Annotated in this window: 24 protein-coding genes and 1 tRNA gene; 17 read left to right on the forward strand and 8 right to left on the reverse strand. The window is 45.4% G+C overall.

Translation table 11 applies throughout. The features are described 5' to 3' along the window. The first annotated feature begins 55 nt into the window (after positions 1–55). Together AC0L13_RS01800 and pcp are read left to right on the forward strand one after the other, a co-directional pair. The gene (locus AC0L13_RS01800; RefSeq protein WP_473643352.1) at positions 56–334 is read left to right on the forward strand and encodes a hypothetical protein; all 279 of its coding nucleotides are present in this window, start codon (positions 56–58) and stop codon (positions 332–334) included. Then, positions 306–908 carry a pyroglutamyl-peptidase I gene (pcp, locus tag AC0L13_RS01805; protein ID WP_473643354.1) on the forward strand — a complete coding sequence of 201 codons (603 nt, stop codon included), beginning with the start codon at positions 306–308 and terminating at the stop codon, positions 906–908. Before AC0L13_RS01800 ends, pcp begins: the two co-directional genes overlap by 29 nt. Before the next feature lie 44 nt (positions 909–952). Here the strand turns inward: pcp and AC0L13_RS01810 are convergent, their stop codons facing one another. Together AC0L13_RS01810 and AC0L13_RS01815 are read right to left on the reverse strand one after the other, a co-directional pair. Beyond that, positions 953–2,437, reverse strand: a complete 1,485-nt coding sequence (locus AC0L13_RS01810) for a DASS family sodium-coupled anion symporter (RefSeq protein WP_473643356.1) — start codon at positions 2,435–2,437, stop codon at positions 953–955. Between the two features lie 153 nt (positions 2,438–2,590). Further along, positions 2,591–3,904: a short-chain fatty acid transporter gene (locus AC0L13_RS01815; RefSeq protein WP_473643358.1), complete on the reverse strand. Its 1,314-nt coding sequence runs from the start codon at positions 3,902–3,904 to the stop codon at positions 2,591–2,593. Between the two features lie 142 nt (positions 3,905–4,046). On the opposite strand from AC0L13_RS01815, the gene AC0L13_RS01820 reads away from it, so the two are divergent. Next, entirely contained in the window at positions 4,047–6,200 is a 2,154-nt protein-coding gene (locus AC0L13_RS01820; RefSeq protein ID WP_473646811.1) for a beta-propeller domain-containing protein, read from the forward strand. A gap of 32 nt (positions 6,201–6,232) precedes the next feature. Here the strand turns inward: AC0L13_RS01820 and AC0L13_RS01825 are convergent, their stop codons facing one another. Continuing rightward, a complete protein-coding gene (locus AC0L13_RS01825; RefSeq protein ID WP_473643361.1) occupies positions 6,233–7,882 on the reverse strand; it encodes a sensor domain-containing protein in 1,650 nt (549 codons plus the stop codon). Between the two features lie 131 nt (positions 7,883–8,013). Between AC0L13_RS01825 and AC0L13_RS01830 the strand changes: the two genes are divergently transcribed. The 3 genes from AC0L13_RS01830 (at position 8,014) to AC0L13_RS01840 (ending at position 12,698) form a co-directional block, all read left to right on the forward strand. Continuing rightward, positions 8,014–8,934, forward strand: coding sequence for a DMT family transporter (locus AC0L13_RS01830; RefSeq protein WP_473643363.1), 921 nt, complete (start codon positions 8,014–8,016; stop codon positions 8,932–8,934). Positions 8,935–9,145: 211 nt separating this feature from the next. Further along, positions 9,146–10,888: an ABC transporter ATP-binding protein gene (locus tag AC0L13_RS01835; protein ID WP_473643366.1), complete on the forward strand. Its 1,743-nt coding sequence runs from the start codon at positions 9,146–9,148 to the stop codon at positions 10,886–10,888. After that, the gene (locus AC0L13_RS01840; protein WP_473643368.1) at positions 10,869–12,698 is read left to right on the forward strand and encodes an ABC transporter ATP-binding protein; all 1,830 of its coding nucleotides are present in this window, start codon (positions 10,869–10,871) and stop codon (positions 12,696–12,698) included. The genes AC0L13_RS01835 and AC0L13_RS01840 overlap by 20 nt, the downstream gene beginning before the upstream one ends. Before the next feature lie 50 nt (positions 12,699–12,748). On the opposite strand, the gene AC0L13_RS01845 is transcribed toward AC0L13_RS01840, so the two are convergent. Together AC0L13_RS01845 and AC0L13_RS01850 are read right to left on the reverse strand one after the other, a co-directional pair. Then, complete coding sequence (locus AC0L13_RS01845) at positions 12,749–13,219, reverse strand: YusW family protein (protein WP_473643370.1); 471 nt, start codon at positions 13,217–13,219, stop codon at positions 12,749–12,751. A gap of 238 nt (positions 13,220–13,457) precedes the next feature. Next, positions 13,458–14,477, reverse strand: coding sequence for a DUF2804 domain-containing protein (locus AC0L13_RS01850; RefSeq protein ID WP_473643372.1), 1,020 nt, complete (start codon positions 14,475–14,477; stop codon positions 13,458–13,460). A 67-nt stretch (positions 14,478–14,544) separates the two neighbouring features. Between AC0L13_RS01850 and AC0L13_RS01855 the strand changes: the two genes are divergently transcribed. From AC0L13_RS01855 to AC0L13_RS01885, 7 genes are all read left to right on the forward strand, one after another. Continuing rightward, a tRNA-Ala gene (locus AC0L13_RS01855) sits at positions 14,545–14,617 on the forward strand. Between the two features lie 123 nt (positions 14,618–14,740). After that, positions 14,741–15,238, forward strand: a complete 498-nt coding sequence (locus tag AC0L13_RS01860) for a DUF2691 family protein (protein WP_473643374.1) — start codon at positions 14,741–14,743, stop codon at positions 15,236–15,238. A gap of 135 nt (positions 15,239–15,373) precedes the next feature. Continuing rightward, positions 15,374–15,712: an ArsR/SmtB family transcription factor gene (locus tag AC0L13_RS01865; protein WP_473643375.1), complete on the forward strand. Its 339-nt coding sequence runs from the start codon at positions 15,374–15,376 to the stop codon at positions 15,710–15,712. Between the two features lie 3 nt (positions 15,713–15,715). After that, positions 15,716–16,108: an SRPBCC family protein gene (locus tag AC0L13_RS01870; RefSeq protein ID WP_473643377.1), complete on the forward strand. Its 393-nt coding sequence runs from the start codon at positions 15,716–15,718 to the stop codon at positions 16,106–16,108. Beyond that, complete coding sequence (locus AC0L13_RS01875; protein ID WP_473643379.1) at positions 16,109–16,816, forward strand: FAD-dependent oxidoreductase; 708 nt, start codon at positions 16,109–16,111, stop codon at positions 16,814–16,816. Between the two features lie 119 nt (positions 16,817–16,935). Continuing rightward, positions 16,936–17,718: an alpha/beta fold hydrolase gene (locus AC0L13_RS01880; RefSeq protein WP_473646814.1), complete on the forward strand. Its 783-nt coding sequence runs from the start codon at positions 16,936–16,938 to the stop codon at positions 17,716–17,718. A gap of 213 nt (positions 17,719–17,931) precedes the next feature. Continuing rightward, the gene (locus tag AC0L13_RS01885) at positions 17,932–18,417 is read left to right on the forward strand and encodes an amidase domain-containing protein (protein WP_473643381.1); all 486 of its coding nucleotides are present in this window, start codon (positions 17,932–17,934) and stop codon (positions 18,415–18,417) included. Positions 18,418–18,454: 37 nt separating this feature from the next. Here AC0L13_RS01885 and AC0L13_RS01890 read toward each other — a convergent pair whose 3' ends face one another. After that, positions 18,455–19,054, reverse strand: coding sequence for a class I SAM-dependent DNA methyltransferase (locus AC0L13_RS01890; RefSeq protein ID WP_473643383.1), 600 nt, complete (start codon positions 19,052–19,054; stop codon positions 18,455–18,457). Positions 19,055–19,145: 91 nt separating this feature from the next. Then, positions 19,146–19,991 carry a DegV family protein gene (locus AC0L13_RS01895; RefSeq protein WP_473643385.1) on the reverse strand — a complete coding sequence of 282 codons (846 nt, stop codon included), beginning with the start codon at positions 19,989–19,991 and terminating at the stop codon, positions 19,146–19,148. 180 nt (positions 19,992–20,171) lie between these two features. On the opposite strand from AC0L13_RS01895, the gene AC0L13_RS01900 reads away from it, so the two are divergent. Further along, positions 20,172–20,765 carry a nitroreductase family protein gene (locus tag AC0L13_RS01900; RefSeq protein WP_473643387.1) on the forward strand — a complete coding sequence of 198 codons (594 nt, stop codon included), beginning with the start codon at positions 20,172–20,174 and terminating at the stop codon, positions 20,763–20,765. 97 nt (positions 20,766–20,862) lie between these two features. Here AC0L13_RS01900 and AC0L13_RS01905 read toward each other — a convergent pair whose 3' ends face one another. Next, positions 20,863–22,260, reverse strand: a complete 1,398-nt coding sequence (locus AC0L13_RS01905; RefSeq protein WP_473643389.1) for a dipeptidase — start codon at positions 22,258–22,260, stop codon at positions 20,863–20,865. A gap of 161 nt (positions 22,261–22,421) precedes the next feature. On the opposite strand from AC0L13_RS01905, the gene AC0L13_RS01910 reads away from it, so the two are divergent. From AC0L13_RS01910 to AC0L13_RS01920, 3 genes are all read left to right on the forward strand, one after another. Next, the gene (locus AC0L13_RS01910; protein WP_473643391.1) at positions 22,422–23,669 is read left to right on the forward strand and encodes a hemolysin family protein; all 1,248 of its coding nucleotides are present in this window, start codon (positions 22,422–22,424) and stop codon (positions 23,667–23,669) included. A gap of 312 nt (positions 23,670–23,981) precedes the next feature. Continuing rightward, entirely contained in the window at positions 23,982–24,527 is a 546-nt protein-coding gene (locus AC0L13_RS01915) for an RNA polymerase sigma factor (protein ID WP_440498315.1), read from the forward strand. A 273-nt stretch (positions 24,528–24,800) separates the two neighbouring features. Next, positions 24,801–26,252, forward strand: a complete 1,452-nt coding sequence (locus tag AC0L13_RS01920; protein WP_473643394.1) for a phospholipase D family protein — start codon at positions 24,801–24,803, stop codon at positions 26,250–26,252. Positions 26,253–26,260: the final 8 nt, after the last annotated feature.

The following is a 26,260-nucleotide window of genomic DNA, read 5'->3' on the forward strand; positions in this document are numbered from 1 at the left end:
AACTCGGTTTCTATCTCAAAAAAATAGGGAATTAGAAATAAAGGGGTGTAGGTTTATGAAAAAATCCACAATTTGGGATCAAATGAAAATGCCTGTCGTATCAGTTGTTTGGCTCATTTCAATGATTGTCCTTATCATAGGAACCTACAATGCGATTCCAATTAGTACATATGCTATTTTTGCGGTAATTGCGCTTTTATTTTTTATCGGATCCGATCGTCCCAGCATGTTATTGGCTGGGATAAAACTGCTAGATTCAAATCGAAATGATGTGCGTTATAATGGGGGAAAGGGGATGTGTGAAAATGAAGAAAATGCTGTTAACCGGCTTTGAGCCATTTTTGAATTATCCGGTCAATCCAACCGCACGGATTGTCGAAGAATTGCATGGGATGGAAATCGGGGAATATCGAATCCATAGTGAAGTGCTGCCGGTCGATTTCAGTGTATCGGGAGATCGTGTCATTTCGCATATTGAAAATGTGAAGCCTGACGCAGTTATGTCGCTCGGTTTATCCGGCGGCCGATTCAAAATTACACCCGAGCGGATCGCCATTAATGTGAATGATGGAGCAAAGGACAATAGCGGCCATGCCCCTGTTGATGAGCCGATTGTTGACGGGGGAGCGGACGGGTATTTCACGAACATGCCGATCCGGAAAATGGTGGATGCGTTGAAGGGTGCCGGGCTTCCAGCCGAAATCTCGAACACGGCGGGCGCATATTTGTGCAATCATGTCATGTACCGTGTCCTTCATTTTGTGAATGAACAACGTCAGGACATGCTTGCAGGATTTATCCATATCCCTGCTTCCCATGAACTCGCGGTCGAGCACGGCCGAGTGCCAAGCTGGTCGCATGAAGATTTAAAGCAGGCCATAGTTACATGTATTGAAGTGCTAGATTGAATGGAGAATGCTAGGAGAATGAATCTCCTAGCATTTTTGACGTTTCACAACAATCCAATCCACTTCCAATATGTCGCGCTGAACAACAGAATAAGCAAATAGCCGATGACGGTCAGAGGAATGCCTGATTTCAGGAAGTCCTTCACGGTAAATGCACCTGTCCCATACGCCAGCATATTTTGCGGTGCGCTCACTGGGAGAAGGAAGCCGAAGCTGATGACGAACTGCTGGATGAGAACGAAGCCGACGCTGTTCGCATCGATGGTAATTGTAGTCGTCAAGGCGATAAAAATCGGTATGAGTGCTGACGACAGACTCGTCGCACTTGCGAACCCGAGATGGATCAGGATGTTGAACAATGACAGTAAAGCGATGGTTGCAAGCAATGGCATATTGTCTAGCCTCATTGCGCCAAATACTTTGTCGGATAGCCATTGAGCGCCGGTCGTATCGAGCAGGATCGTGCCGAGTGCGATGCCGACCGCGAAAACGATGATGGTCCCCCAAGGAATGAGACGTTCCACTGTTCTCCAATCGAAGACGCCAATTTTCGGTGATAATAAAATGGCGATGGCGACGAGCGTTACTGTTGTCGTATCAAGCGGATGCAGTTTTTCCTCGGTCGCCCACAGAATGAGAAGGGCGACAGAAACAATGATGAGCCGGAGTTCCGATGATTTCATCGGGCCGAGCTCTTTCAGTTGCACTTGAATCAATTCCTTTCCACCTTCAACAACTTGTGTTTCTGGTTTGATCAATTTGATCATAACGAAATAAAGGACGACCGACATGATGATGGACCATGGTGCTGCATATAGGAACCATGAGCTCCATGCCACGGAGATTCCGAATTCCTTTTCGATGAATCCTAGTGCCACCATGTTTTGGGCTGCTCCAGTTTTGATTCCGATATTCCAGATCGAGACGGACTGTACGGCAGTGATGACCAATAAAGCACCTAGCCGGCTATTTGGCTGAAGCCCGAATGCCGCTACCATTCCAAGCAGAATCGGCACAACTGCTCCTGCTCGGGCAGTTGCGCTCGGAACGAAAAAGGCGAGCACGATGGAGACGAGAATCGCTCCAAATACGATTGCGCCTGTCTTCACGCCGACTTTCGATAAAATAAAAAGCGCAAGCCGTTTATGCAAATTGGTCGCCTGCATGGCCGATGCAAGGAACAAAGCGGCTGCAACGAGTGCGACGGCTGAGTTCGAAAAGCCGCCAAGCGCCATCTTCAGTGCAGCTTTTGTGCCGACGATCGTATCGGGATTCGCCATATCCGGTGCAAAGCCAATCAGCAAAGCGACCAGTCCGATGATCATCGCAGCACTAACGGGATAGGAAACGGCTTCCGTCACCCACAGGATGACCGCAAATGCCAATATGGCTAATGCGCGTTGTCCCATGACTGGTAAGTCGTCGGGAGTGGGAAGCAGGACGATAACGAACAAGACGATGAATGCTAATGAAATCCAAATGGGCTTTAAATTCCGTTTCGATCTTTCCGCTTCAGGTGTTGTAATCATTTCGTTTCAAATCCTTCCTCACTAGTTTTCCTGCATTTAGATTACCCGCGGGTCAAGGGCATCAAACAGATAGGAAAAGGTGTAAGTTGGAATGACTCGCATGAAAAAACATCCAGAGCCGCCACATTGGCAGTCCGGATGCTTCTTGATGGATTAAAAGAAAAAGAGACCGATGCTGACGACGATTCCGCTCAACACTAACACGAACACACAATAACCCATAATATCCTTCGCGCGCAATCCGGCAATCGCTAGCGCCGGCAATGCCCAGAACGGCTGGATCATATTCGTCCATGCGTCGCCCCATGCGATCGCCATCGCTGTCTTCGAGTAGCTGACGCCTAGTTCTTGAGCTGCTTGAAGCATGACCGGCGCTTGAACAGCCCATTGCCCTCCGCCTGACGGGACGAAGAAGTTAACAAGCCCCGCCGCATAGAACGTGAAGAGTGGGAAAGTCGCTTCGGTTGAAATGCTGACAAACCATTGGGACATAACTTTCGCTAGTTCTGAATCCACCATCATGCCCATGATCCCTGCGTAAAACGGGAACTGTATGATAATTCCGCCTGACGTCTTCACTGCATTTGCAACTGCCGCAAGAAAACGCTTTGGAGTTCCGTGGAAAATGATGCCGAGAATAAAGAAAATCAGGTTGACGATATTCAAATTCAAGTCGAACCCTTTAGTGACAAAGTGCTGCACAAGATAGACAACACCTAATGCGCCAATTAGCATAGATAGGATTACACTGTTTTCAAGGCGTGCTGCAGGCGTTTTTTCTTGAGCCTCTTCTACTTCAATTTCCTCTTCCAACAGCTTAGGATCGACGGTAACCGTATCCTCCGGTTTTGGCATCATGAAACGGTTCAACAACGGTAAAGTTATGAAAATGACAGCGATAATAAATAGATTATACGTTGAAAAAATCGTTTCGGACGTTGGAACGACACCCATCATGTTGGCATATGGATGACCTTCCGTTGCAATTGACAACGGAATCGACCCGCCTAGCCCTCCGTGCCAAATGATAAATCCGGAGTAAGCGCTTGCAATTAATAGCCGATAATCGACTGTCGTTACTTTCTTTGCAATCTCTTTAGCAAACAATGCTCCGATGACAAGACCAAATCCCCAGTTGATCCAACAAGCGATAAGCGATACGACTGTGACGAGTAGAATTGCCGTACCCGGTGACTTTGCCAATCCTGCTAACGAACTTAATAATTTCTTGAAGAAAGGACTGCTTGCCAGTACATGTCCCGCGACTAATACGATAACCATTTGCATCGTAAATGCGAGAAGTCCCCAGAAACCATTCCCCCAGTGGACGGTCATATCAAGCGGACCCGAATCTGTCAGACCGATGCCAAGCAAAAAGACGACAAGCGTCAGAATGGCAACGAATATGTATGGGTCCGGCAAGTACCTTTCCATGATCGTGTTCGACCATCTTGTAAGTGTTTTCATTCCCTTTTACCCCCCCTATTTTTTTCTCCCACCCTATAAGACTACCATATTCAAATTAATGTGCAAAAATGTTTTTTCCGAAAAGTGAAACGTAACTGATTCTTAGAAGTCTACTTTGTAAAGAGGAAGTTAAGGAAAGGTGATGAAATTGAGAAAACCGGTTATATGGTTTGCTGTTGCAATGATTATGGTCATGGTCGTTGCAGGTGTCACAATGTTCATGGAGAAGGTGAATGTTTTCGCAGCAGGCACGGCGCTTAGTGACAATGGATGGAAGGCGCATTTTTCGGAGCCGTTGGCGAAAGGAGCAATTCAAGATGGTTATGTTTATGTAACCGATCAGAAAGGTGCGAAGGTTGAAGCGGGATTGGAATTAACGAACGATGGCAAGACACTTCAAGTAGCAGGGCTGCAACCAGGCAACTATGCGTTACGTATGGAGCAAAAAGCGGTGAATAGCCAACTCAAATCGCTCAAGCGGAAGAAAATCGAATTCACAATCTATGATTCGATTGAATCAATCAGCTCGGCAGCCGATTTAAAAGCGTATTTTGAGAGAGCGAAAGATATGCAGTCTGTAGCGGTATCTTATGATGCGGTTGAAGAATCTTCAGCAAAGGCTTCCATGGATAGTGCGGAATCATCGAATGCGGTTGGCGGTGGCGACCATTCGTCGACGAATATTCAAGTGGAAGGCGTCGATGAGTCAGATATGGTGAAGACAGACGGCGAGTATGTGTACTCCATCTTTGAGGGGACGTCTGTAAAAGTCGTTGATATTCGCAATCCTCAAAAGATGAAAGTCGCTGCTGACATTAATCCAAAAGACGATTATTATCCGTCACAGCTATTTTTACATGATGACTTACTTATAGTACTCGGCGAAAAAATGCAGCGCTATCCGGATAAATCGGATGCAATGGATAAAATGATGCCGATGAACAGCTTGACGACTGTTCGTCTATACAATGTTGCGAAGCCGGAAAAGCCGGTATTTGTACGAGAGCTTGGCGTAGAAGGCTATTTAAAGAGCGCGCGAAAGACCGATGGTATGCTGTATCTAGTAACAAATGTGTTTCCGAATTACTGGGCAATGGAAGAGATCGAAGGGGATGCGCTGCGTCCGCGTGTGTTTGATTCGAATGAAAAAGAGAAGAAATTCATGGAATTCGGCGACATTGCCATTTTACCTGGCGCAACCGACCCTTCCTACTCCGTCATAGCAGCAATCGATTTGACGTCGCCAAAGACTTCCGAACTTAAAACGAAAGGGTTTCTCGGAAGCAGCGACCAAATGTACATGACGAAGGACCATCTCTACTTGACGGCATTGAAATATGAAACAACTACGAATACACGCGGTGCCGAAATTATGATCTGGAACCCCGGGAAAGCGAATACTGAAATTTTCAAGTTTACGCTCGACGGGACTGATATCGAATTTTACCGCTCTGCAGAGTTGGGCGGGACGATTTTGAATCAATTCTCAATGGATGAGTACAAAGGGAATTTCCGCGTCGTCATGACGGAAGGGAATATGTGGGATGAGAAAAACCCTTCCAAAAACCACCTGTACATTTTGAATGAAAACATGAAAACGACCGGCTCAGTGAAAGGCCTCGCGAAAGGGGAGCGCATCTATTCGGCGCGCTTCATGGGAGATAAAGCATATATGGTGACATTCAGGGAAACTGACCCGCTATTCGTTATCGATGTCTCGGATCCTGCTAAGCCGAAAGTGTTAGGCGAGTTGAAAATCCCAGGCTTCTCGAATTATTTGCATCCATTAGATGAAAATCATTTAATCGGCTTCGGATATGATACGGTGGCGAGGAAGAATCCATCGGGAGGCGAGCCGCTGATCTTGACGCAAGGGATGAAAATTTCGCTATTCGATGTAACCGATTTTCATAATCCGAAAGAGAAGTTCACGGAAATCATAGGAGGGCGGGGAACGTATTCATCTCTCCAATACGATCATAAAGCGCTGTTCCAGCATAAAAAGAGAAACCTCTACGGCTTCCCAATAAGCATTTATGAAGAAGGGGAGAAGGAATTTGATGTAGACTATAAAGGTTCTGGAGCTCTTGTTTACGAAATCACGCCAGAACACGGAATCGTGCTGAAAGGCGATTTGGTGCAAAAGAAAACTTCCGGTGAACAGTACGAAGACTGGGAAAAACAAGTTCAGCGGCTGTTGTACAGCGGAGACAGCTTGTTTACATTATCGATGAATGAAATCAAAAGCTATAAGCTCGATTCCTTTAAGGAAATCAGCACGTTGAAGATGAAATAAAAAAGGAGCCGCACCCCGAGCGGCTCCTTTCATTATGAAATCTCATTTCCTTTTACAGGTCCTCCGATATAATAGCCTTGGACGGCATCGACGCCCATTTCTTTCAATGCTTCGAACTGCTCCTCAGTTTCTACGCCTTCTGCGATGACGTAGAGGCCCATCGATTTCCCGAAAAGAATCATCCCTTCGACGAGCTGCCTTGTTTTCGGCATCGTCAGCAAGGAATTGATGAACACTTTGTCGATTTTCACTTTGGAAATCGGCAATTGCTGCATGTATCGGAAAGAGGCGTACCCCGTACCGAAGTCATCCAGTATGAATCGGATGCCTGTCTCCTCAAACGCTTTCATTTGTTGAATGATTGCCTGTTCCTGCTCAGCTTGGAAGGCGAATTTCTCAGTTATCTCCAATTCGATCTTATCCGCAGGACACTTCGTTTTCTCTAAAATGCCTGTCAGCTTTTCCTTCATCTGCGAAGAATCGCCGAATTCCCGTACCGATGAATTGACGGAAATGCGGATGTCGGGTTTATCGGCCATCAGCTTGACTGCAAGAGTAGCAGCTTCTTCGAGCACGTAAGCTCCAATAGCGTGAATCAATCCATTTTCCTCCGCAATCGGTATCAGTTCATCCGGCTGAATATGCCCGATTTCCTCGTCCTCCCAACGGACAAGTGCTTCATACACAAGAACGTTGCCCGTCGCAATATCCAACTGCGGCTGATAAACGACTTGCAAGTTGTTACGATCTAGCGCTGTCAGCATTTTCTTGTCGATGAGGGAACGACGGTTCAATACTTTATGGGATTCCGCGGATAAGGAGGAAATGCGCCCGCCGCCTTGCTCGGTAATCGTCTTCATCGCTGCTAACGCTGCTTTGTAAAGATGTGAATAGGAAAGCTGATCTTCCGGATAGCGGACGATGCCGCCGCTTACCGATAACGGCAATGAATGGTTCTCGATGTAGATAGGCTGCTCTTTCAAAAACTCTAGAAACCCTTGGACGAACCAATCCCCGAAAGACGTCAAAACGACAAATTGGCTGACGCCGACTCTTGCGATTGAATCCCCTTGGAAATACCGTTTCAACCTGTTCGTAAATTCTTGGATTAAAACTGATTCGGAATCATACGACTGCAGATCTTTCAGTGTATAATAGTGATCGATTGCTATGTACACGAACGAAAAATGCCTGTTCTCTTCGATGTATTCATTGACGAGCGTCTCTAATTTGTGCCGACTCATCAGCCCGGTCTCATAATCGATGAAGGCGATTTGCTGGAGCTTCTCCTTCAACTCGACGTCTTCGGTAATATCAAGCTCTAAGAATGTGCTAGATTCAAGCGTTCCGTTCGTATCCATCGTAGGGATTGCCATCATATTTACATAATAAGGTTCGCCGTGCCGGGTCATTTTTTCGACCTTGCCGAACCAGGATTTCCCGCTCGATAGACGGTTCCAGATCGCGTGTGCTTGCGCCTGGCTATGTTCATCCTCGGAAAACATTTGCCAAAAGGATTTTCCGAGAATACGTTTTGGTGTCCAATTGCTTGAAGCTAAGAAGTTATTATTCGTGTAAGTTATCAAGCCTTCACCATCCGTACGGGTCACCATTAAGAACTCTACAAGACTGTCCATGACAATCGGTAGTTCGGTTCTATCTGTTTGGTTTGCCGGTTTCATCTTTTTGTCCCCTTTCGGATGTCATATGTATTTTATTATATAGGAAGTTCAGTAAATATACAGTACATCTTTTATGACATAACGAGCACATCTAAGAAGTTATTACACAAAATAAAAGGTGGTGGATTGATATGGAAAGAGCAAAAGGGATTTTCATGATTATCGCGGGGGCGATGCTATGGGGGGCAACGGGACCGATGATGGAATGGATTCTGGATACTGGCAAAATGTCCGTCTCGTTTATGCTCATCGTCCGGCTGATGCTAGCAGGACTCGGGCTCCTTCTCGTCTTGAAAATAAAAGGTGTGAATATTACGCGCCCGCTCCGCCACAAAGTTTGGCTTCGTCAAATGGTCATTTTCGGCATCGTTGGAATGCTCGGCGTACAATTTTCATTCGCCGGCTCCATCCATACGAGCAATGCTGTCATCGCGACGCTATTTCAATTTCTAGCGCCAATCTATATCATCCTTTTCGTCTCGATCAGGCAAAAGGAATACCCGCCGGCTGCGCAAGTAATCGGAATGGCTGTCACGATGGCTGGCCTTTATCTTCTTCTGACGAACGGAACGCTATCCGGCTTCGCTTTGACGAAGGAGGCGCTTTTCTTCGGGCTTGCCGTTGGATTCACATTTGCCTTTTACACACTGTATCCTGTTCGGCTTATGAATGAATGGGGAGTCCTCATCGTCGTCGGATGGGGCATGCTCATAGGGGGATTTACGCTCCTCCTTTTAAATATCTTGAAGTTCGGACAAGAGATTGACGCACTTGCCGACGTGGAATTATCCTCCATGCTGTTGCTCGTTATTATTGTCGGTACAGTCGCATTCCTGCTGTTCCTCGGCAGCATGAAATATATATCCCCAGTCGAAACAAGCATTCTTTCAAGTTTCGAACCGCTGACAGCGATGATTATTTCCGTCATCTGGTTTGGCAGTGTATTGGGCTTATGGCAAATGGTCGGCGGCGCAATCATGCTCATCGGCGTAACGGGCCTTTCGATAGCGGGAAGCAAGGCGAAAGAAGAAGGCATAACACCGGAATCCTGAAGAGGGTTCCGGTTTTTTGGAATAAAATAGATTCCGCCTGCCTCTATCAGAAATTAATTATGCTTAGAAAAAGGCATTACAACGCCATTCTTCGATGTCAGAACTTCCGAACTACTCAATATACGCTCTATACAGAGATCGAGACCTGTGTCATAATGGTGACAATAAAAAAATAATTCGTAAAACGAAACAGTTTTTGGGGGTCCGTAAGATGAAGACAGTTTTTTCATATGCAAAGCCGTATAAATGGCCGATACTCATTGCCTTGTTCCTCATGCTGACGGAGCTGATGGTAGAGTTGATCCAGCCATTATTGATAGCGAAAATCATCGACGACGGCATATTAGCGGAAAATGTCAGTGTCATTTGGACATGGGGAAGCGTCATGATGGGTCTGGCGTTCGTCGCATTCTTTTCAGGGGCGATCAATTCCTACTTTGCCGCTCATGCCGCGCAAAGCTTCGCGTTTGACTTGCGCCAAGCTCTATTCCGCCAAGTGCAGTCATTTTCCATGGCAACCTTTTTACGATTTCCGACAGCGGGATTGATTACCCGTTTGACGAGTGACGTGACGATGGCGCAAAACGTCCTGTTTATGTCGCTCCGGATTATGCTGCGGGCACCTTTGTTAGTGTTCGGCAGTTTGATTATGGCATTTCTCGTCAATGTAAAGTTGGCGCTCTACCTCGTCATCGGGGCACCGATCTTGTTAATCTTCCTATTTATTATGGCGAGAAAAGGAGTCGGCTATTTTGCAACAGTGCAACACAGGCTTGATCGTGTGAACCGCGTCATCCAAGAAAACTTGCAGGCGGTCCGTCTCATCAAAGCTTATTTACGTGGAATGTACGAAGCGAGCCGTTTTTCGAAAGTAGCGGGGGCACTTCGCAAGGACACTGTCAAAGCGATGCGGATGATGGAGCTCATTTTGCCCGTTCTGCTATTTGTCATGAACGTCAGTCTCATGGCTGTCCTTTGGTTTGGTTCCGTTGAGATTGGGAATGGAAACGCACAAGTCGGTGAGCTTGTCGCGATTGTCAACTATGCGATGCGGATGACGGGCGCGTTTTCGATGTTTGCATTCATTATAAGTGCATTCTCCCGTGCGAAGGCATCTTCCGAACGGATGGAAGAAGTGCTGCTTGCGGATGAAGATTTAGAAAACCATGATATGGAAAGTTCGGGGCTAGGCAGCCTGGAAGGTGATCTCCGTTTCGATAACGTTTCCTTCCATTATCCAGGGAAGCCGGAACCGATTTTGGATAAAGTGTCCTTTCACGTGTCTCCTGGGGAAAAGCTCGCCATCATGGGGGCGACCGGATCAGGGAAATCGACGCTTCTCAATCTTATACCAAGGATGTTCGAACCGACGGAAGGAAAAATCTACGTCGGCGGAATCCACGTAAAGGAGTGGGCGCTGAAAGATTTGCGTGATACGATCGGGCTCGTCCCTCAGCAGTCGATTCTCTTTACAGGTTCCATATTGGAAAACCTTTCATGGGGCGATAGTGATGCAGAGCCTGATGAATTGATCGAAGCGGCGATGAAAGCACAAATTCACGAATCGATCGATTTATTCCCGCAGAAGTACGGAACGCGGGTTGGACAGAAAGGGGTCAATTTGTCGGGCGGACAAAAGCAACGGTTATCCATTGCGCGGGCGCTCGTCCGGAAGCCTTCGATTCTTATTCTTGACGATAGTACAAGTGCATTGGACGTTAAAACAGAAAATGCCTTGTGGGAAGCGCTGAAAGGGGAAGCGGCGACGATGCTCGTCGTTACGCAGAAAGTGCAGACGGCTAAAGGTGCGGATCAAATTCTTCTATTAGATGAAGGGAAGGTTGTCGGATACGGCAGCCATGCCGATCTCATGAAGCAGTCAGCATTGTACCGGAAAATAGCCGAATCCCAATCGGAAGAGGAGGTGGACGCTGATGTTGCGAACAATTCGTAAGCCATTTGGATATGAACCGATCATCAAGAAAGAAGACATTAAAGGTCCCGGCAGAAAGAAAGTGGAACGGGCGAATGATTGGAAATCAGTGCTTCTGAGGATTTGGAAGCTCGTCGATGAACAGCGGGGGCTGCTTATCCTCGTACTCGCCCTCGTACTCGTCAGCTCGGGTCTCGCGTTGCTTGGACCATTCCTGATCGGGAAAATCATTGATACGCATATTATCCCAATGCAGTTTGACGGATTGGGATCCAAGATCGGCTTGCTGATCGCAATCTATGCAGGATTATCGCTTGCGACTTATTTCCAAAGCTTTTGGATGGTCGGGATTGCGCAACAGACAATCTATAGGCTGCGGACGAGTTTGTTTACCCATCTTCAGAAGCTGCCTGTTACGTTTTTCGACAAAAGACAACACGGAGAATTGATGAGCCGCGTGACGAATGACATTGAAAACGTCAGCCAAACGTTGAATTCATCTTTCATTCAAGTATTCTCAAGTATTTTGACATTGACAGGAACACTTGCGGTCATGTTGTATCTTAGCCCGATTTTGACATTGCTGACGATGATCATCGTGCCGGTCATGTTCATCGCGATTCGGTGGATTACCCGTCGGACGGGTTTGCTGTTCAAGGAGCAGCAGCAAGCGGTCGGACAATTGAATGGGATGATTGAAGAAACGATTTCTGGGCAGCGGATCATTAAAGCGTTCTCCCAAGAAGAGCGTGTCATGGAAGAATTCGCGGAAAAGAGCGATCGCCTGCGCAGGACGGGATTCTGGGCGTTGACGTACTCGGGATTTATTCCAAAGGTAATGAACATGTTGAACAACGCGGCGTTTGCCATCGTGGCAGGTGTTGGTGGCTTGCTTGCTTTAAAAGGGGATGGAATCGTTACGATTGGAACGATCGTCATCTTCTCCGAGTATGCACGTCAATTCACACGTCCGCTCAATGATTTATCCAACCAATTCAACACCGTTCTTTCCGCAATTGCTGGGGCGGAGCGGGTATTCAAGATCATGGATGAGCCGATCGAGAAGGACGACGCAACAGGGCATGCGGACACGGTCTTAGCAGGGGACGTCGAATTTAGAAATGTGTCTTTCGGCTATTCGGTCGATACAGATGGCTATACTGTCGACGATATCTCCTTCCACGTTAAGCCTGGTGAAACGGCAGCATTCGTCGGGGCGACGGGGGCAGGGAAGACGACAATCATGCAGCTCCTCGCTCGTTTTTATGAGACAAATGAAGGGCAGATTCTCATCGACGGTATTCCCATCAACGAACTGCCGCGTCAAACATTGCGGAGTCAAACAGCATTTGTCCTCCAAGATCCGTTTTTATTCGAAGCGACCGTCATGGAAAACATCCGATACGGCAAGCTCGACGCTACTGACGAAGAAGTGATCGAGGCGGCGAAAAAGGCGAATGCACATAGCTTCATTTCGAGACTTGAACACGGCTACGATACCGTTCTGACAGCGGACGGTGGAGAAATTTCACAAGGGCAGAAACAGTTGCTCTCGATTGCAAGGGCACTCGTCGCAGACCCGGTATTGCTCCTGCTCGATGAGGCGACAAGCAGCATCGACACCGTCACCGAACTCGAAATCCAAGAAGCGCTAGACCGGTTGATGGAAGGAAGAACGAGCTTCGTCATCGCACATAGGCTGAACACCGTGCGAAAAGCCGACATCGTCTACGTCATGGGGCAAGGCAAGCTCATCGAATCCGGCAACCAAGAGGAATTGATTGAAAAACAAGGGGTTTATTATACGATGTTGAAGGATTCGAAGATTTAAGCACAAAAACAGGCGGGGATTTTGTATCCTCGCCTGTTTTGTCCGTTTCGTTATTTTCTATCTTCAATATCCAACTTCGTCCCATCATCAAAGTTCACTTCCAAATCGAACTTCGTATACGTATCAAGTCCAAACCATTCCATAATTCGATCGATAACATCTTCGTTCGACATATCATGTGTCAGCATAATTTTCGTAAAGAACTCATCCAGCTTATCGAAAGCTTCCTGATCCTTCAAATTTAAATTCGCTAATCTATTCACATACTTTGCATCACTGGCTTCGTTCACATCATACTCAGCATCAACGGCATCTTTCCCATCGACCTCAATCTCCAAATCAAACTCATTGAAGCCATACCCGCTGCCTGTATTCATCGTGCCGCCTTCCTTATCATCCTCATAAATAATCGTCGCATCTTCTCGCGTTGGATCATCTGCATTTTTGCTTGCATTTCCACAAGCGCCAAGAACGAGAACAGCCATTAAAAGAAGCATGACGACCTTCATATTATTCCTCATGTTCGCAAACCTCCTGTTGTAGTCTCTATTTATTAATTTCCTTCATTCTACGAAATTAAACACAAAGACCATTTCGGGGGATTGCGTCAGAGAAAGTGGTAGAAATGGAATTGGCCCGCATTCATTTCATCGGGGAACGCGGGAATTTGTGCGAGTCGGTGATAACATCCACTAAGTCGGTGATAACAACATATTTGTGGCAAAATAAAAAACAACCGGCGCTTGCACCGGTTGTTTCCTACCATTTCGCACGATGATCTTCCGCGCTGCCAAGCATTTGACGGATTCGTAAAATCGAGCCGTCGTTCAGCTTGACGCGGCCGTTGAAATAGCCGACGAGCTGATTGACGTTCGTTTGGACGAGCTGCACGTTCGTCTTGGCAACCCGCTCAAAGAAAGGGGAGAACGTCAAGTCGACTTGATCGGAAAACTTTGTCCCGATATGCCAAGGATGCATGAAATTGTCCTTGTCATACGTGAAGATGACATCTTCATGCAGCTTCGTCATGACGCCGTCCACGAATACCGCATTCTCCGTCATCCCCGTACCATCCGTCCATTTTCCTCCGAAATTCAGCCCGATCCGACGACCGCCTAAACGTTGGGAAGCCATCGCCCAATTCCACTCCGCCTCGCGCGGCCAAACACCGCGTCCGTAATCGAGCACGGCAAAGCTATAATCGGGATTGAAATTATACCGTCTCTCCCCGATCTTCACGAAGCCCGCTGTCGGCAATGTATGGTGCTTCGCTGTGAATTGGAACCGATCCCGGTTGCGGGGGATGACGACGTTCAACGAATCGTCTCCGTCTGGATGCGCAATGTGCAGATCGGCATGAAGCACTTCATTATCAAAATCGGGTATCGTCACAGATAGATGGGTTTCTCCTTGCATATGTACGAGCTGGACGGACATCCGCTCGTTGATGAATTTCACGCTGCCAAGAACATCCTCCGGCATCTTCACCTTTCGACCGACCGGCAGCACGACTTGCTTCTCATAGAAGCGCTGCGTTTCATAGTCGAGCAAATAGACAAAGCAGACAGCCGCATAATCCAAATGGCTGATCGTCGCAGAAAATAGAAGATCCTCACCGAACACACACCAATAATTCCATTTCTTTTTCCGCATGAAATGGCCTTTTAAATTGCTTATAATGAACGGACGGCGGGCGAACCCGATCGCTTCGGGATTCAGCATCCCTTTCTGATCGCACAGAAACACCGTATCCTTCAATTCTCTTTCAGCATGTTGCAAGGAGATCTCCCCCGATCTATTGTCTTTTTAATGTGACATGTTATAATTTATATTGTATCAGATATACGGGGCATTAGCTCAGCTGGGAGAGTGTCACGCTGGCAGTGTGAAGGTCACCGGTTCGAACCCGGTATGCTCCATTCGAGGGAACCTTGTCAAATCAACGTTTGGCAAGGTTCTTTTTGTATTCTGTCTTAGTATTTGGTTTATTTGTAGCTTGTGTGTGCCCAAGGTGTGTTCAAAACTAAAAGGGAGATGGAAAAGTGGAGGGGTTAGAATTTCAAATTCGAAATGAACACGGCAAACAGTTGTATGAAATCTTGGAGGAGATAGTAGATTCTTCATGGTATTGGTCAATAATCCCGCAAGAGTCATATTACGCAAGTGGTACTAGTTTATATGATTTTCGTTCACCATTATTTTCAGAATCCGAAAATATGATGGACGGCCAAACATTTATGAAGCATATTTCTAAAGAAGATTCTTATCTTATTTTTGTAGACATAAAAGCTTTTCCTACAATGGATAGCGTAGAAACTATTAAAAATGAAACAGATTTCATGAATAGCTCCTGCAAACTTGGTCTTATTGTCGTTGATTCTGTACACGCTATCGTTTATTCGCGAGAGAAACAAATCCTCTTGGATATTGCAGAACGTGCCGAATCCTTGGGGTATAAAGATATTCGGTTCTTAAATAACAAAGTTACAATTAGAGCTGTATGGGGATGGATTGACATAGCAAAAGGATATGACCTTTAGTGGAACAATCATGAATAATAAAATCAATATTGGGGATGGTATCAGTTACTATACGATACCTTTTCCATTTTTTTATAATTGACATGACACCATTTAGTGTCGTATTATAATGACACCAAAAAGTGTCCAATTCATATGAGAGGGGAGAGGATTTTGATTACGACTGACCAAGAGCGCGATGTTTTTGTAGCTATTGCAGATCCGACGAGACGAAAGTTGATATGGTTATTGGCAGGTTCCGATGAGTTGGCGCTTTACGAATTAACCCCTCATTTTCAGATGGGGCGTACTGCAGTTTCTAAACATTTGGCTATCCTGAAAGAAGCTGATTTAGTAAAACACCGTAAAATTGGCAGAGAAACAAGGTATCGGTTAAACGCAGCTCCCTTGCAGGAAGTTAAAGACTGGTTAGCGTTTTATGAGGATTTTTGGACAGAAAGTGCGGCGAAACTAAAGAACTTATTGGAGGAATAGATGATGGCGGATTTATCATTGGATTTTCAATTTAAAAGTCCTGTAACTAAAGTATGGGACGCCTTAACGAATTCAGAAACTCTTGCGAAATGGGTGATGGAAAATAATTTCAAACCGATTGTCGGATACAAATGTCAGTTTCGGAATGAGGCAATCGGTTTAGTTGTAGAGAGTGAAGTATTGGTAGTTGATGAGCCTACTAAATTATCGTACACATGGGTCGGTGGGCCGATTGATACGATTGTCACATGGACGTTAAAACAGGAAGGTGAAACAACACATTTACATCTGGCTCACACTGGATTTGAAGAAGAAAATCGAGCTGCGTTCAATGGCGCGAAATATGGATGGACAAGTATGATTGGCGAGTTGAATAAACTAGTAGGAGAAATGTAAATGGTCTTTTTTCAAGATGCGATAGCGATCTTCAAAAAGAGGGATTTAGTATTCATTGAGAGCTACAAGGAATCAGATGATGTATATACTTTCCGATTTGAAAAAGAGAAGGATGTAACGTGGAAAGCGGGACAACATGGGCTGTTTACGATTACTCATAAGAAAATAAAGAATGGTATACGCCCAATTAGTGTGTCATCTGCTCCCACTGAGAATGTTGTCCAAATTACACTTGGAATTAGTGATAACCCAAGCTACTTTAAAAAGGCGATGTTAGAATTAAAACAGGGCATGAAAGTAAGAATGAGCGGGCCGGTAGGAGCGTTTTATTTAAAAGATAACGGTCCTTCAATCTTTATTGCTGGCGGTATTGGAATTACACCATTCCGGTCGATGCTAAAGCAGATTGAGGAGGAAGGGAACGTAGACGGAAAGCAAATACATCTACTTTATATGGATAGCAAAAAGTCATTTGTATATAAAGATGAACTCGATGGAATTGCTAATAATACTGCGGTAACTGTAACTTACCTCGATGACAGGAACAACTTACATCAGGAAATCAATAAGCTGTCCAACTTATATCAGAACGATGGCAACTACTATATTGCAGGCCCTAAGTCGATGGTAGAATCCATTTCCGCTCGATTACAAAGTAACGATATTTCGAAGAAGAGTATTAAAAAGGATGTCTTTTTTGGTTATTAAAGAAACCTCATTACATTCTATGGGGTTTCTTTGAATTGCTTTGTTAATGGGGAGGGCACGTATACATACAAAGTTGAATATCTTATAGGCGAAGTCAATAAAACGACGGAGGAATCGTTATCGGATATTTGGTTACTGTAGAGTCAGGTGTAAATGTGTATGTTGAAGATCTTAATCCGAAGGGCCATAAGACCATTGTATTTATACATGGATGGCCGTTGAGCCATAAGCAGTTCGAGTATCAGTTTAATATACTTCCAACAATGGGGTACCGTTGTATCGGCATAGACTGGAGAGGCTTTGGAAATTCGGATAAACCTTTCGATGGCTACAATTTAGATAGATTGGCTGATGATATCCGTGTTGTTGTCGGTACACTTCAATTAAAAGATTTTGCACTTGTAGGTCACTCGACAGGTGGGTCTATTGCGATTCGGTATATGACTCGATATAACGGTTACGGAGTATCTAAGCTGATCCTTGTTGACGCTGCTGCACCAATAGGCTTTTCAGAAGAAACAGCTAATCGATATCTCGCGCAATCGTTAAATGATCGCCCTAAAATGATGCAGGATGTAATCGATGGCTTTTTCTTTCAATATATAACGAGTCAATTCTCGGATTGGTTCTTTCAGATGGGGATGCAGGCTGCAGGATGGTCGACGGCTGCAATCATTGTTTTATTAAGAGAAATGAATTTGTATGAGGACCTTCCAAAAATCGATGCCCCAACGTTAATTATTTATGGTATCCATGATAAAGTTATTCCATTTTCACAAGCTAAAGAAATGAATCAATTAATCCCGAATTCGCAGCTAGTCCCCTTCAAATATAGCGGCCATGGTGCTTTTTGGGAAGAACGTGATAAGTTTAACAAGTTATTGACGCAATTCATTCATTAATAAAACCTGTTTGCTTCCAAAAAATTGCCCTTCACTTAAGCGTGAGGGGGGAACGCCATTCGATGATGAACTATATGTAACGATGTATAATGTCATCTTCCCAGGGCTTGATAGAGGTTCTAAGAGGCATTGACTCAACGAAGTAATCTTTCTCGTTCGGCATGACACCTCCCCAATTTTCATACGATTGGAATACGGGGGTGTTTATGCAAATTGTATAACCGGGAAGCGGCGGTGCGGTATGCGGATGAATGGTGGAATGGCAGGAACCCGGCATTCCCTTCATTCGATGTCGACTGCACGAGTTTTATTTCACAATGTTTGCTAGCTGGTGGGGCACCGATGTATGGATATCCGAACCGTGAACGGGGATGGTGGCTGCAAGGGGGAACGTGGAGCTTCAGTTGGTCGGTTGCGCATTCAATGAGATGGTATTTGGCAGGCTCAAAGAGGGGATTGACTGCTAGGCAAGTTGCAACACCAGCGGAGCTCGATCTCGGTGATGTCATTTGCTACGACTTCCAAGGGGACGGCAGGTTCGATCATACGACGATCGTCACGGCGAAGGACGGTGCGACGCCGCTCGTCAACGCCCATACGTATGATGCGTACCACAGGACGTGGGACTATAAGGATTCTTATGCGTGGCGGGAAAATGCAAAGTATGTTTTCTTTAAAATTAATGATCATTTCAGTTGAAACAGAAAAAGACGGAGCCATCAAGGCGTTCCGTCTTTTATTTTTTTATGCTTGTTGATATAAACATCGAGGCATCTTCACGCACAAAAATACGTTCTCCGTGATGAAATGTCTTCATTTTAATTGATGTAAATCCAACTTCGGACAATCTTTTCTTCAGTTCATCATGCGAGAAGCCGTTATGAACTTTCGGGTGATTTACATTATCGTTCTTGTCAAAATCAATGATGATCAGCTTGCCGCCATCGTTTAAAGTATTGTAAAGTTCTCGCAGTATTTTTTCAGTATCTTGTATATGAAGAAGGACGAGCGACAGTAAAATGATGTCTGCCTTCATTTCAGGAGTTTCTTGCGTGAAGTCTGAATAAAGCACTTTTGAATTGGCGATCCCTTTGCGGGAAATTTTAGCTTCCGCAACCTCCAGCATTTGTCTAGACGAATCAACCAGCAAAATAGAATCTACTACATCGGCTAACTCCAAACTGACTAAACCAGTTCCACTGCCGTAATCAAGTAAAGAACTTGATTTGCTGTTTTGTAGTTCTTGTCTTACTTCCTTAACGATAACTTTTGCTAATTCAATTCTTTCTTCTGTGTCATACCGTTTTGCCATCTGTTCAAAAACGTTATTTTCCATATTCCGCTCCCTGTTCGTATAAATTTCAGCTACATGGTGGACATTATAGCAAAATTGAAACGGGAAGGCGTGATCGTGCTCTTAACCTAGTTCAGTCATACCATAACACGGCAATTGTCCCTTCGCCTGCGTGGACGGCAAGGGTGGAGCTGATGTCGCCGACTTCGACGTTAAGCCCTGGAACTTGGCTAAGAATCATTGTTTTTAATTCTTCGGCTTGCTCGGGAACATTGCCTTGCATTAAATAGATTATCCCTTTTCCTTTCGGATGGCCTTCCGCTACTTTATCGACCAAATATTGAAGCGCTTTCTTTTCGGAACGTACTTTTTCAATCGCTTCCAATTTTCCGTCGGACATAATTTGGATGATCGGTTTCACCTTCAATAGGCTGCCGAGGAAGAATTGAACGCCATTCATCCGGCCGCCTTTATACAATTGCTCCAATTGGCCGATGTAAATGAAGTTCTTCAACGTTCCCGCCATTTTTTCAACCGTTTCTTTGATTTCCGGTACGGATGCTCCTGCTCTTTGCATTTCCATTCCTTTTTCAATCAACCCGGTGATCCCATAGGAAACGGAGCGAGAATCGATGAAAGTGATTGGGAATCCTGAGATTTCGGCTCCAGCGATGGAAGAAGCGAGAGTGCCGCTCAACTCACCCGATATATGGATGGCGATCGCCTGCTCATAGTCTTCTGCTATTTTCTTGAATTTCTCTGCGAATTCTCCGGCTGATGGTTGGGATGTTTTAGGGAACTCCGTCGCATTTTTAATGTTTTCATATAATTGTGTCGGCGTCAGATCGACACCGTCAACAAATTGCTTTTCCCCGAAATGTATATTTAACGGGATTGAGAAGAAATCAGGGTGATTTTTCAATTCGTCTGTAATATAGGCAGTGCTGTCAGTTATCCACGCTATCGGCTTTTTCGTCATTTGTAAGTCATCCTTTTCTAAACATTCACTTCTTTCATTACTATACTACAGAAAGTAATTTCTTGAAATACATATAGGAAGAAATAGTTGGAAAGGCTGCTAAAATGATGGAGAGGTCCACAGCTGACCGCTTTTCGTGTATAATGGTCGTCAGTACGATACAAAGGGGAGTTCATAATTATGAATGAACAGGCACTGTCAGTAAGGGAAGCGATCATCGGACGCCGCTCGGTTAAAAACTTCAATGGGCAGCCGGTTGACCTTGAAAATATATTATCGGTTTTGGAAGATGCTAGATGGGCACCGACTCATGGCTTACGTAATCCATGGCGTTTCATCGTCGCTGCAAACAAGGAATACGTAAAATTTCAAGACGTCTTAAAAGAATATGGCGTACCAAAGTGGAAAGAACTGTCCGAAGAGGAATTAGAGAAGCAAATGAAGAAATTCCGCACACCTGGTGCTGTCGTGTTCGTCGTCGTTAAAGAAGATGTCCGTCAGAAAGAACGGCTGGAAGACTATGCAGCGGCAAGCGCGTTGATTCAAAACGCGATGCTGCTAGCTTGGGACCAAGGAATCGGGACATGTTGGAAGACACCGCCTTTCATTGATAACCCGAAATTCCGAGAAGAGCTCGGCGTGAAGACTGGTGAGCGGATCATCAGCATGCTGCAATTCGGTTATTACGATGACATTCCGAAAGGGCGTGCGCGCACGCCGCTTGAAGATATTGTCACGTTTTACGGCATGGAAGACGAACAAGAAGAGGAATAAGAAAAAGAACTGTCCGGAAAGTCGACGAATGACTTTCCGAGACAGTTCTTTTTTGTAATGAAGGTGGCTGCGCCAAAGCAATCCCCCGAGCTCAAACTTACTTTTTCAAGTCGTCTTTTGAAAACTGTGCAAGCTCGTTATAATAATCCCCAATCACACGCAAGCCTTTGTCGAAGTTCTCCAAATGGAAATGTTCGTTAGGTGCATGGAAATTCTCGCTGGAGAGGCCGAATCCCATAAGGACGACCGGTAAATCCAAAATTTCATCAAACGCTGCGACAATCGGAATTGAACCGCCCATACGAGTAAAAGCGGTAGGCACATCATATACTTTTTCATACGATTTTCCGGCAGCTTGAATAGCTGGGTGGTCGAAGGGTGTGATGAAAGGTTTTCCTTTATCGAATTCGCTAACCGTTACTGTGACTCCTGCTGGCTTATATTCTTCGATATGGGCCTTCAATTTTTTCACGATATCCTCAGGATCTTGGTCGGGAACGAGACGACAAGTGATTTTAGCGCCGGCTTCCGATGGCAACACGGTTTTAATTCCTTCGCCTGAAAAGCCTCCGAAGACGCCGTTTACTTCAAGAGTAGGGCGTGTCCACGTTCGTTCCAAATACGAATAGCCATTTTCGCCGAACAACTCGCCAACGCCAATTTCTTGCTTTAACGCATCCTCGTCGAAGTTGAGCGCTTCGTAAGCAGCACGCTCCTCGTCAGCTAACGGGCGCACGTCATCGTAAAATCCATCGACCGCAATTGTCCCTTCTTTGTCATGGAAAGATGCTAGGATTTCAGAAATGGCGTGGATCGGATTTTGTACACCACCGCCGTAAATACCGGAATGCAAGTCGCCTTTCGCGCCTTTGACGTCGATTTGGACGCCAGCGAGTCCTCGTAATCCGTAGCAGATTGCTGGTTTGCCTGGCCCATACATACCCGTATCGGAAATGACGATAATATCAGCAGCCAATTTCTCTTTATTTTCTTCAATATATTTCTCGAGGTTCGGACTGCCGACTTCTTCTTCACCTTCAATGATGAATTTTACGTTCACCGGCAAGCTGCCGTTTTCATTCATCAATGCTTCGACCGCTTTCACATGCATGAAAACTTGGCCTTTGTCATCACTCGCGCCGCGCGCATACAATTTATTATCACGCACTTCCGGCTCAAACGGACCGCTTTCCCAAAGGTTCACCGGGTCGACAGGCTGTACGTCGTAATGGCCGTAAAATAGAATCGTCGGTTTTCCTTCTGCGTGTAGCCAGTCTCCATAGACGACAGGATGTCCTTCCGTCTCGTCGATTGACAAGTTTTCAAGTCCCGCCTGGCGGAATGAATCCTTCAGCCATTCAGCCGCTTTCTGCATGTCCGGCTTATGCTCGGACAATGCACTGATACTTGGGATGCGGAGGAAATCTTTCAGTTGCTCTAGATGTTCTTCTCGTTTAGATGTAAAGTATGCATCAAGTTTTTCGTAATGACTCAAAGTAAACCCCTCTTTTCAAAATTATGACGTGATTGAAAATAGTATATCATGTTGAATGAAATCAAGTTATCCAAAAGGACGGATTTGCTATGAGTATGTTATGATATGTAAAACTTGCTAAATGAACATTTGAAGTACAGAAACTCTGGGAGGAATCACTTTTGTTTATAGCACTAGGGTTCTTTTTGCTAATGTCGTTCTTCCTTTCGGGGAGTGAAACGGCACTTACCGCGGTGAACCGCATGAAAGTCCAGCTTCGCGCTGAACAAGGCGATTCGAAATCGATCAAGCTGAGAGATCTCATATCGAAGCCGGACAGGATGATCACGGCTATCCTCATTGGGAACAATATAGCGAATATTATGATGCCGACAATCGTCACGATGATTGCAATCGATAGGGGCTTGCAAGTAGGGGTCATGACAGGGATTTTGACGGTCGTTCTAATCGTATTCGGAGAAGTATTGCCGAAGACGATTGCAGCGACATTTGCAGATCGTATTGCTTATTTCGTTGCGCCGACGATTTCAATATTCGTTAAAATTCTAACGCCTTTGACAGCTCTCCTCGCTTTATTCACAAACATTTTCATACGCATTATTTCAAAAGGTGCTGTGACAGAAGCCACATTGACGAAGGAAGAGCTTCGTTCCATGGTAGACATCGCTTCGACTGAAGGGACATTTGAACAGGAAGAATCGCTCCGTTTGAAAGGCGTGCTCGATTTTCCTGATAAAGATGTCTCCGATGTAATGGAAACGCATCGTACCGATGTTATTGGGTTGCCTATCGAAGCGACTTACGAAGAAGTGCGCGATACGATTTTGGAATACTTCTATACACGGTATCCAATTTACGAGGAAAGCATAGACCGGGTCGTCGGGATTTTCTATTCGAAGATGTTGATAGAATGGTCCATGCATCCTGAAAAGACCCTTGCGGAATTGATGGATGAAGAGCCTTTATTCGTCGTCCAGACGGCAAGCGTCGAAAAAGTGTTCAAACTTATGCTGGCGAATAAAAAACATATGGCCATCGTGTTGGATGAATACGGTGGAACGCTAGGTATCGTCACACAAGAGGATATCATCGAAGAAATGATCGGGCAGGATATCGAGGATGAAACCGACTTCGACGAAGAAGTGCTCGTCTACGAAAAGAACGAGGACCTGCTCATCTGTCATGGACGCCTTGAAATTGTCGATGCCATCGACCTGCTCGATGTTGAATTGCCGACAGACCATGAAACCATCGGCGGATTCGTCATGCAAGAGCTCGGTCATGTACCCGAGGAAGGGGAACGTTTTACATACGAAAACCTGTACTTCGAAATAGATGAAATGGACCGCAGCCGTATCGTCAAGATGAAGATTACAAAACGGTATGATAAGGAAATTGAACAAGAATGACAAACACCCCGCATTTGCGGGGTGTTTTTTATGAAACTTCCAGCTCCGGGCGCTAGCCGCTCGGGTCATAAGTCGAAGCCGCTGTGTGGCAAAAAGCGCCACTTCGCATCTTCGCCTTATGCCTGTCGCAGCTAAAGCTGTACCGATGGACAGCTTTTGCGAGTAAAAGCGCAGCGTTACGAGCAGAATAGCAAGCGCCCTCCGTTTTGTTTGCTTACAACTTTGTAAGTTTAGTGAAAGACAAGTCGATAGTTTGTAATGGAAGATTCCTTGATAATGAGGACAACAGTTACAAAACGGAGGAGTTATCATATGAAAATCGACTTGACTGAGCTATATGACGAATATGGCCGTTACATATACCATTTATGTTTAAAACTAACACGCAATAAAGAGGAAGCTGAAGACCTCATGCAAGACGTGTGGGTCAAGGTTGTCCGCTATAGCGGGAAAATGGACAGCGTCGACCGGATGAAAGCATGGTTGACGACGATTTGCATGAATACATTCCGCGATCGCTACCGGAAAGATGTCAGAAGAAGCAAGCACGTTATGAACCAACCTGAAACATTGGACGTTCCAATACTCGATTTGGTTCCAAGCGACAATCCGACTCCAGTGGAAATGATCGAGCAAAATGATATCCAGCTTATGGTACAACAGAAAATTGGCCAATTGGACGGCATTTACCGGACAACGATCGAATACTTCTACGTCTATCAGTATTCATTGATCGAAATCGCGGAAATGATGAAAGTTTCGATTGGTACAGTGAAATCGCGTCTGTTCCGTGCGAAAAAGTATTTGAAGGAATTAATGATGGACGACACGACAGTGAGAGAATACGTCACTGCTTAATATGGATAAATGAAAAATGCCTCTTACAGGGGGCGTTTTTTCATTTTATGCGCGTTTTGAGGCGTTTATGGACTTTTATAGGCAGTTATGCGCATTTTTACGGCTTTATGCGTTTCTGCATTGATTTATGGACTTCTGGAAGGATTTATGCGCGTTTGACGAAGTTTATGCGTTTTTGAGGCAGTGGTGTAGAAGATTATTGTGAAATTGATAGTTTGCTATGAGCGAGTTAGGGGAATTTGTAAGAGGCAAGGAGAATACGGGGTTGATTGAATGGAAAAAATAAGAAAATGGGTACGGCCAAAATGGATTATTCTTATGGCCATCCTGCTATTTTTATTTCTATACGTCGGGGTGATTACCTGGCATACATATAAACCGCTTCCGGAAGGCGTCAATTATGAAGGCGATATCCATTGGACGGACGACGTTGAAATATTCACCGATTTGACGTACGCCCAAAATAAAAAAGGGGACGGAATGGTGCATGAGCTTTCCATCTTTGATGAAATCTACAACATGATCGACGAGGCGGAAGAGTTCATCGTCCTCGATTTTTTCCTCATGGATCATTATTCAGATGAAGACATTGATTTTCCGAAAGTCGCAGAAACATTGACTGCGAAATTAATTCAAAAGAAAAAAGAGAATCCGGAAATGGACATCATCTTCATTACTGATCCTCTCAACACAGGATACGGCTCCTATGAATCGAAGTGGTTCAGCAAGCTGGAGGATGCCGGTATTGAAGTCGTCTATACCGATCTCGATCAATTGCGAGATTCGACGCCTATCTATTCAGGTCTCTATCGGACCATTTTCCGCTGGGTTAATTTCGAAAAGGACGGTTGGATTGCAAACGCGATGGCGAGCAAAGCGCCGAAAATGACGTTGAGATCGTATTTGATCCTTTTAAATGTAAAAGCGAATCACCGGAAGACGGTTGTGACGGATAAGTCGGCAATCGTGACGTCGGGGAATCCGCATAATGCGAGTGCCCTTCATGGTAATGTCGCCTTAAAAGTGAAAGGAAGCGTTTTAAATGATATTTTAGAGGCGGAAGAGGCGGTCGTCCGCTATACGAATGGCGGATCCTTGCCGCGTGTGGACGTCACGAAGGACCATGGGGGAGAATACGCGGTCCAATATTTGACGGAGAAAAAAATCCACGATGCGCTTCTCGGTGATATTGCGGCGGCCAAAGAAGGGGATACGATTCGGATGGGCATGTTTTTCATTGCAATGCCCGATATCGTGCAAGCGGTTGTCGACGCATCGAATCGTGGGGTCCACGTCAAAATGATTTTGGACCCGAATGAGAACTCGTTCGGCAATGAAAAGTCGGGCTTGCCGAATCGTCCAGTTCTACAGAAAATGATGGAGGAGACGGACGGGAAGCTAGATGTCCGGTGGTATAATACCGTCGTCGGTCAGTACCATACGAAGCTCGTCGTCGTGCAGACGAAACAGGAAACATATATTACGAACGGCTCGGCGAATTTGACCGACCGGACATTGAACAATTACAATCTCGAAGCGAATTTAAGGGTCATTGCCCCGAACGATAGCGAGCTGTCTAAAGAGATTGACAGTTATTTCGAACGGCTTTGGAATAATGAAGACGCCCTTTATACGCTCGATTTTGAGGAATTTCAAGACGGCTTCACTTTCTTCCAGCGAGGCATCTACCGCCTTCAGGAATTATTGAAGTTGACTACGTACTAAAAAGGCTG

It is taken from the genome of Sporosarcina sp. QA0331, from assembly GCF_055808055.1.